Source organism: Methylomonas sp. BG-2, assembly GCF_057766305.1.
Genome location: NZ_JBYMAP010000193.1, coordinates 1 through 7,445 on the forward strand (window position 1 = coordinate 1; position 7,445 = coordinate 7,445).

Sequence of the window (7,445 nt, forward strand, 5' to 3'; positions counted from 1 at the left end):
AGATAAACGAGGCCGGCGATCAGTCCCAAACCGAACCGACGGCCCACCCCGGCCATCCCCCGGAAATGCCAAGCCATTGAACTCATCCACCCTCCCCTCGTCTATCGCCGGTCGGCGGCGTTTATCGCTACCGCACCAAAATTATTGGATAATATGGCGATATTGCCAAACCACCCGCCCCGATCGAGGCGGCGCCACACCGCGACGCTCGCCTTCGAGCGGCACAATTCCTACGATACTGAATGGCCAAACGACCCAATCGATACAGCAGACCCACCGTCAGACGCAAAAAAAAGCCCTCGAAATCCAACTGGTTGATCCGCGGCGCAATCACCGTGGCGCTGGCCGCGTTGGCGGCCCTGGCGATCTACACCTTCTACCTGGATTATACCGTTCGCCAACAATTCGAAGGCAAGCGCTGGTCGATCCCGGCCCGCGTCTACGCCAGCCCGGTCGAGCTCTACAACGGATACGAAATGTCCGCGAAAAGCTTCGAGGACTTGCTGCAACAACTGCATTACCGGATGGACCCGCAACTGGCCGCCGAGGGTTCCTATGTGGTCAAGGGGAGCCAAGTCTCGCTGAAAACCCGCGCTTTCAACTTCGGCGACACGCCGCAGGACAGCCGCAAAATCAACGTCGGCTTCGCCGGCGGCGGCGTGGGCGGCATCACCGACGCCGTGACCGGCGAAAGCGTCGCGATATTGCGAATGGACCCGGTGCAGATCGGCAGCTTTTACCCAACCCGCAAGGAAGACCGCATTCTGATCAAGCTGGACGAAGCACCGCCGACGTTGGTGCAAGGCTTGCTGTCCACCGAGGACCGGGATTTTTACCATCACTTCGGCATCTCGCCCAAGGGCATCGCCCGGGCGATGTGGTCGAATCTGAAAGCCGGCGGCATGGTGCAGGGCGGCAGCACGATCACTCAACAATTGGTGAAAAATTTCTTCCTGCACCCCAAGCGCACCTTGCGGCGCAAGCTCAAGGAGGTGCTGATGTCGCTGATCTTGGAGTACCGCTACAGCAAGGACGAGATTCTGGAAGCCTACTTGAACGAAATCTTCCTGGGTCAGGACGGTTCCAGCGCGGTGCACGGCTTCGGTCTGGCCAGCGAATTCTATTTCGGCCAATCGCTGAAAACCCTGAATCTGCCGCAAGTTGCCACCTTGGTGGCGCTGGTGCGCGGACCGTCCGAATACGATCCGCGCCGCAATCCGGACCATACCCTGGAACGGCGCAATCTAGTGCTGGACTCGATGCAAGCCGAAGGCTATATCGACGAACAACAAGCCGCCGACGCCAAAAAGCAAGCGTTGGGCGTGGCCAAGGTCATCCATCGCTCGGCCAACCGTTTTCCGGACTTCATCGACTTGGTCAAACGCCAGCTTAGACAGGAATACAAGGAAGAGGATCTGACTTCGGAAGGCTTGCGCATCGTCACCACGCTGGACACTCGCATTCAGGACACCTTGGAGCAAACGCTGGCCAACAAATTGAAACACCTGGAGAAGAGTCCGAAAAGCGACGACTTGCAAAGCGCAGCCATCGTCACCCGCCGCGACAACGGCGAAATCGTGGCGATGGTCGGCGGCCGCGACAGCGCGGTCACGACCGGCTTTAACCGGGCGCTGGACGCAGTGCGGCCGATCGGCTCGCTGATCAAACCGGTGGTTTATCTGACGGCGCTGGAACATCCCGACCGCTATACGATCGCGACGCCGGTCAGCGATACCGCGATCGCGTTGGACGACGGCAGCGGCAAGACCTGGTCGCCGGACAATTACGACAACCGCGAGCACGGCGTCGTACCCTTGCATACCGCGCTGACCCATTCCTACAATTTGGCGACGGTGCGCATCGGCATGGACATCGGGTTGGGCAAGATCGCCAACACGCTGAAGGCGATGGGGGTATCGCGGCCGGTGAATCTGTATCCGTCCTTCCTGCTCGGCGCCCAAGCCCTGACGCCGTTCGAAGTCACCCAGCTTTATCAAACCCTGGCCGGCGACGGCTTCGCGACGCCGCTACGCTCGATTCGGGCCGTCAATGCCGCCGACGGCAAGGCGCTGCAAAGCTATCCGTTTACCGTGCACCAAGCGGTCGATCCGGCCGCCGCCTTCATCACCAACACGATACTGCAGGAAGTGATGTACGCCGGCACCGGTCACTCGGCCTACAGCTACATGCCGCAAAGCATGGCGCTGGCCGGCAAGACCGGCACCACCAACCAGTTGCGGGATAGCTGGTTCGCCGGTTTCAGCGGCGATTTACTGTCGGTGGTCTGGGTGGGCCGCGACGACAACAAGCCGACCGGCCTGACCGGCGGCAGCGGCGCGCTGCAAATCTGGGCCGACTTGATGCGGCAGGTCTCGAAAAAGCCGGTCAGCCTGATCCGGCCGGACAATGTCGAAATGAAGTGGATCGATCCTTCCAGCGGCCTGCTCAGCACCGAAGACTGCCCCGGCGCCAAATTACTGCCCTTCGTCGACGGCTCCGGCCCCAGCCAATTTTCCGAATGCGGCGGTGGCGGCGAAACCGACGGCAACTGGCTTAACAACCTCAATCCTTTTTAACCGATGAAAATTATTAGCTTCGTTTTTTGCTTGATATGCGCCACCCAATTGCACGCGGAAGAGACGCCGATCGCCCGATTGAAAACCTTTCTGGCCGGCTCCAGCGCATTGGCCGCCGACTTCCGCCAAGTCACGCTGGACAAGAGCGGCAAACCGGCACAAACCAGCAGCGGCAAGTTTTATCTGAGCCGTCCAGGGAAATTCCGCTGGGACTACCAAAAACCCTTCGTGCAGGAAATCGTTTCCAACGGCGGCAAGGTTTGGTTTTACGACGCGGATTTGGAACAAGTCACCGTCAAGCAGTTGGACGATTCGCTGGGTTCGACGCCGGCCTTGCTGTTGACCGGTCAAATCGACATCGAGGAGAAATTCGCGCTCCGCGAACAAGGCGAGGACGAAGGCATGAATTGGGTGAAATTATCGCCCAAGAACGAGGAAAGCGGCTTTAAATACATTCTGATCGGCCTGGAGCGCGACCAGTTGGGCGGCATGGAATTGAGCGACAATTTCGGCCAATTGACGCGCATCTATTTCTCCAACATTCAAATCAATCCCAAGCTGGACGAAGCCTTGTTCAACTTCAAAGCGCCCAAGGGCGCCGACGTGTTCGAAAACTAAGCGATCCGGGCCGGCAAGATTTTGCCGGCCCGCCGGTCAGGCGGCCAATTCCACCCGGTTGCGGCCGCGTTGCTTGGCGGCGTACATCGCTTTATCGGCACGCTTGACCAACGATTCCGCGCTGTCGTCGCCTTGCAGCGTGGCCACGCCCAAACTGGCGGTCAAATTCAACACATCCATGCCGTAAGCCAGCGTATGCGATTCGATGTCCGCGCGCAGGCGTTCGGCGATGACCCTGGCGCCGTCGATGTCGGTGTCGGCCAATAAGATCACGAACTCTTCGCCGCCGAAGCGGTAAACCGCATCGCTGCCGCGCACGCTGTCGCGCAACCAGGCGGCAACCGACGCCAAGGCCAAGTCGCCGCAAGCGTGGCCGTATTGGTCGTTGATATTCTTGAAATGGTCGATATCGACGAACACCAGCGACAAATGCTGGCCGTGACGCACCGCCCGTTTGACCTCGCGTTGCAAACTGTCGTTGAAGGCCGCGCGGTTGTTGGTTTTGGTCAACGGATCGGTATACGCCATCCGCAAGGCTTGTTGAAACAAAGTGGCGTTACGTAACGGATAAATCAGGCAGCACAACAGACTTTCCAGCATTTTCAGCTCGTCGCGGCCGAAACGTTGGGTACGGGTTAGCTTTAGTTCGCCCAGCTCCTGCTCCTCGACCTTTAAGACGTAAGAGCAAGAGTGGCGGGCCATCACGCCGCGTTGATAGTGCATATTGAACAGCGAATTATTGTACTCGACGCCGTTGTGCGGGATCGTGGCTTGAATCTTGTTGCAGAAGATCGCAATCAGCTCGTCGAACTCCAGCGTGGTTTGCAAGGCACTGCTGATGTCGTAATGATGAAGATTGACCGCCGTCGAAGCTTCGAAGGTTTTATTGCTGACGACGGCTAATTCGGCGGATTGTTCTTTCATGACGGTCCCCAGTGATCGAGTTGGCATTCAAGCAACCCAAAGCCAGGACCGTGCCAGATTATTTTAATACTTATTTTTCAAAATATTACAGAAAAAACACCCGCGCGAAGCGGCAAGGCGGCAAATTTCCGCCGGATTCCCGGCGCGCCTCAAAACAGGCCCAACTGCACCTGAGCGACTTCGGACATCATTTCCCTGGACCACGGCGGGTCCAACACCACTTCGACGTCAACACTATCGACACCGGGCAAACCGCGGATGCACTTCTCAACGTCGCCTTGAATCACCGGGCCCATGCCGCAACCCGGCGCGGTCAAAGTCATCCGCACGTGGACGTCGTGACCGCCGTCGGCATTGGCGGTTACGTCGCAACCGTAGACCAAACCCAAATCGACGATATTCACCGGGATTTCCGGATCATAAACAGTTTTCATCACTTCCCAGCAATTGCGCTCGACCGCCTTCGCGTCGGTTTCCGACACCAGGGTCTGCAAATGCTGAGGCTCCTTGCCGAGCGCGTCGGCATCGACGCCGGCAATCCTCACCATGTGGCCGTAATCGGTGAAAACCGTATAGTTACTGCCCAAGGACTGGTGGATCGTGACTTCCTGACCCTTGCGCAACATGCCGTGATGGCCGTCGGGTATCGTGACAATGTTGACGTCACGGCTTAAAAACACCACTTCTCTGTCTGCCATAGCTCGTTTCAACGTGTGAATGTCTGGGCGTCAATAATTTGACCGGTGACGCCGAGGCTGGCGTCGCTGAATAAATAAACGTATAGCGGCTGCAAACTGGCAGGCGCCGGCAGCGCCGCCTTGTCTTCGGCCGGATAGGCCTTGCGCCGCAACGGACTGTCGACCGGCCCCGGCACCAAGGTGTTGACTCGAATTTTGCCGGCGGATTCCAACTCGGCGGCCAAGATGGCCGCGAAACCTTCCAACGCGATTTTGGAAACCCCGTAAGCGCCGGAATACGCTTGGCCCTTACGGGCCGAGGAGTCGGAAGTGAACACCATCGCGGCGTGCTCGGCGGCCAACATCACCGGCAGCAGTACCCGGCTCAGCAAAAACGCCGCGTTGAGATTGACGTTCAATGCGTGGCCCCAGTCCTTGGTTTTGTAATTGGCGATCGGGCTGAACGCGCTGAATTCCACCGCCGAATGCAATACACCGTGCAATGCGCCGAAGCGTTCGGCGATGGCGTCGGCCATGTCCTGATATTGCGCTTCGGTGGCGCCGGCCAAGTCGAAAGGGTACATCGTCGGCTCCGGACCGCCGGCCGCGACTATCGCGTCGTAGGTTTTTTCCAATTTAGGAATGCTGTTGTCCAACAAAATCAGGCTCGCGCCCTGCCCGGCCAGCGCCAGCGCGGCAGCGCCGCCCAAGCCACCGCCGGCGCCGGTGATCAAAATAACTCGATTGTTCAATGACATAGATTGCTTTGTATCCATTGCGTCAGTTGACGGGGATGCTCGATCATCGCGTCCGCCCCCCAAGTATCGGGCTGGTCGTCGCTGTTCAAATAGCCGTACAAGGCCGCCAGGGTTTTCATGCGGGCGCTTTTGCCGGCGGCAATGTCGTGCGGCGCATCGCCGATGTAAACGCAACGCTCAGGCGTCACGCCGGCCTGTCGGCAAGCTTCAAACATCGGTTCCGGATGCGGCTTGCTAAAAGCCGTGGTATCGCCGCTGACCACGCAGGCCGCGCGCTCGTCCAATGCCAAGGCTCGCAGCAACGGCGAAGTAAACCGCTGCTTTTTATTGGTCACCACCCCCCATTTCAAGCCGGCGGTTTCGATGGCGTCCAGGCAATCGGCGATGCCGTCGAAAAAACAGCTGTGTTCGGCAATGTTGGCCTGATAGGCGTTGAGCATGTCGGTCAACAGCGTTTGCGCCGCCGTCTCGTCCACCGTGACCGCTTGCCGAATCATCGCCATGGCGCCGCGCGAGATCGCCGGCTTCACCGCCGCCGGCGCAATTTCGGCAAAACCGTGCGCCGCCAGGGTTCGGTTCAGGCAGGCGATCAGATCCGGCGCGGTATCGACCAGGGTACCATCCAAGTCGAACAAGACACACTCGAGTTTGAAGTCGGTCATGCAGATTATTCGGAACGCGCGAACGCGGCTATATAGTTAACGTCGATGTCGCGGCCCAGGCTGAAGCGCTTGGCGAACGGTTGGTATTCGATACCGATCATCGCCTGTAACTCCAGGCCGCCGGCTCGGGCCATCCGGTCCAGTTCCGCCGGCTTGATGAAGGTCTTATATTCGTGAGTGCCTTTCGGCACCATTTTCAGCAAGTGCTCGGCGGCGACGATCGCCAACAACCACGCCTTGGGCACCCGGTTCAAGGTCGAAAAAAACACCAGACCGCCGGGTTTGACCAATGTGGCGCAAGCCTTGACGACCGAAGCCGGATCGGGAACATGCTCCAACATTTCCATGCAGGTCACCACGTCAAAGCTACCCGGTTCCTCGGCCGCCAATTGTTCCGCGCTGACCTTGCGGTAACTGACCGCCACGCCGGTTTCCAGACTGTGCAGATCGGCGATGTCCAGCAAATCTTCGCTCAAGTCGATGCCCAGGGCATCGGCGCCCTGCCGGGCCAGGCCCTCGGTCAGAATCCCGCCGCCGCAACCGACGTCGACAACCCGTTTGCCGGCCAAATCGACTTGCCGGCCGATGAACTCCAAGCGGAGCGGATTGACCGCATGCAAGGTATGCAATTCGCCGTTAGGATCCCACCAGCGCTCAGCCTGGGCGCCGAACTTATGAATTTCATGTGGATGTACGTTGTCTGCTGCCGTCATGATCTATCGTGCACTGTAGTAAGTTCGCTATAGTTTACTTTAACACTAGGTTATTCGTCATGCGGCAACTCTTAGAACGTAACCATCTAAGCGCGTACCCCCATTCCGTGATGAACCGGTGGCGGTCGGACATAAGAATTGGAGCGGAGCGGCGCCACGCCGAAGCGAATCAAAACACCGGAGCGACGCATCGAATTCGATGGCATGAAGTTCGCCGAGAAGGACCGCGCGCATTTATTCATAAACCGGAGCCAGCCATGCCCAAGCGCTGCTGGCAACATTCGGTCCACGCGACGACCGCATCACTGGATAAAAACCTTTCCAAACCCGAGAAATTTCTAACGATATGCAGCCACTACCAGCGGCATATTTGATTTGCGCCCAAAACAATCCATATCGGCTTGCATGAACCAAACGACGGAACGAAACCTTGACTATTCCATCCGTCGCTGCGGTGGCGAGATACCTCATCGATTGAATTTGCTTGTTCGCGGCGCCAGACCAAAATGTTGCCCTT

Annotated in this window: 8 protein-coding genes; 2 read left to right on the forward strand and 6 right to left on the reverse strand. The window is 58.3% G+C overall.

The genetic code is table 11. The features are described from left to right. Positions 1–242: 242 nt before the first annotated feature. On the forward strand, positions 243–2,576 hold the full coding sequence (gene mrcB, locus AC3B8H_RS16120; RefSeq protein ID WP_488442567.1) for a penicillin-binding protein 1B: 2,334 nt from the start codon (positions 243–245) through the stop codon (positions 2,574–2,576). 3 nt (positions 2,577–2,579) lie between these two features. Continuing rightward, the gene (gene lolA, locus AC3B8H_RS16125; protein ID WP_488442568.1) at positions 2,580–3,194 is read left to right on the forward strand and encodes an outer membrane lipoprotein periplasmic chaperone LolA; all 615 of its coding nucleotides are present in this window, start codon (positions 2,580–2,582) and stop codon (positions 3,192–3,194) included. Between the two features lie 36 nt (positions 3,195–3,230). Here lolA and AC3B8H_RS16130 read toward each other — a convergent pair whose 3' ends face one another. From AC3B8H_RS16130 to AC3B8H_RS16155, 6 genes are all read right to left on the reverse strand, one after another. Next, on the reverse strand, positions 3,231–4,118 hold the full coding sequence (locus tag AC3B8H_RS16130; RefSeq protein WP_488442569.1) for a GGDEF domain-containing protein: 888 nt from the start codon (positions 4,116–4,118) through the stop codon (positions 3,231–3,233). A 149-nt stretch (positions 4,119–4,267) separates the two neighbouring features. Next, the gene (gene sufT / locus AC3B8H_RS16135; protein WP_488442570.1) at positions 4,268–4,816 is read right to left on the reverse strand and encodes a putative Fe-S cluster assembly protein SufT; all 549 of its coding nucleotides are present in this window, start codon (positions 4,814–4,816) and stop codon (positions 4,268–4,270) included. Positions 4,817–4,824: 8 nt separating this feature from the next. Then, positions 4,825–5,553, reverse strand: a complete 729-nt coding sequence (locus tag AC3B8H_RS16140) for an SDR family NAD(P)-dependent oxidoreductase (protein WP_488442571.1) — start codon at positions 5,551–5,553, stop codon at positions 4,825–4,827. Further along, on the reverse strand, positions 5,544–6,215 hold the full coding sequence (locus AC3B8H_RS16145; RefSeq protein WP_488442572.1) for an HAD family hydrolase: 672 nt from the start codon (positions 6,213–6,215) through the stop codon (positions 5,544–5,546). Before AC3B8H_RS16145 ends, AC3B8H_RS16140 begins: the two co-directional genes overlap by 10 nt. A gap of 5 nt (positions 6,216–6,220) precedes the next feature. Beyond that, complete coding sequence (gene ubiG, locus AC3B8H_RS16150) at positions 6,221–6,928, reverse strand: bifunctional 2-polyprenyl-6-hydroxyphenol methylase/3-demethylubiquinol 3-O-methyltransferase UbiG (protein WP_488442573.1); 708 nt, start codon at positions 6,926–6,928, stop codon at positions 6,221–6,223. A 234-nt stretch (positions 6,929–7,162) separates the two neighbouring features. Next, positions 7,163–7,445, reverse strand: a 283-nt coding sequence (locus tag AC3B8H_RS16155; RefSeq protein WP_488442574.1) for a hypothetical protein, incomplete at its 5' end; no start/stop codon positions are given.

Coding starts and splice junctions, on each gene's coding strand:
- ubiG (WP_488442573.1), bottom strand. CDS start 6,928: ATGACGGCAGCAGACAACGTACATCCACATGAAATTCATAAGTTCGGC.
- AC3B8H_RS16130 (WP_488442569.1), bottom strand. CDS start 4,118: ATGAAAGAACAATCCGCCGAATTAGCCGTCGTCAGCAATAAAACCTTC.
- AC3B8H_RS16140 (WP_488442571.1), bottom strand. CDS start 5,553: ATGTCATTGAACAATCGAGTTATTTTGATCACCGGCGCCGGCGGTGGC.
- mrcB (WP_488442567.1), top strand. CDS start 243: ATGGCCAAACGACCCAATCGATACAGCAGACCCACCGTCAGACGCAAA.
- AC3B8H_RS16145 (WP_488442572.1), bottom strand. CDS start 6,215: ATGACCGACTTCAAACTCGAGTGTGTCTTGTTCGACTTGGATGGTACC.
- sufT (WP_488442570.1), bottom strand. CDS start 4,816: ATGGCAGACAGAGAAGTGGTGTTTTTAAGCCGTGACGTCAACATTGTC.
- lolA (WP_488442568.1), top strand. CDS start 2,580: ATGAAAATTATTAGCTTCGTTTTTTGCTTGATATGCGCCACCCAATTG.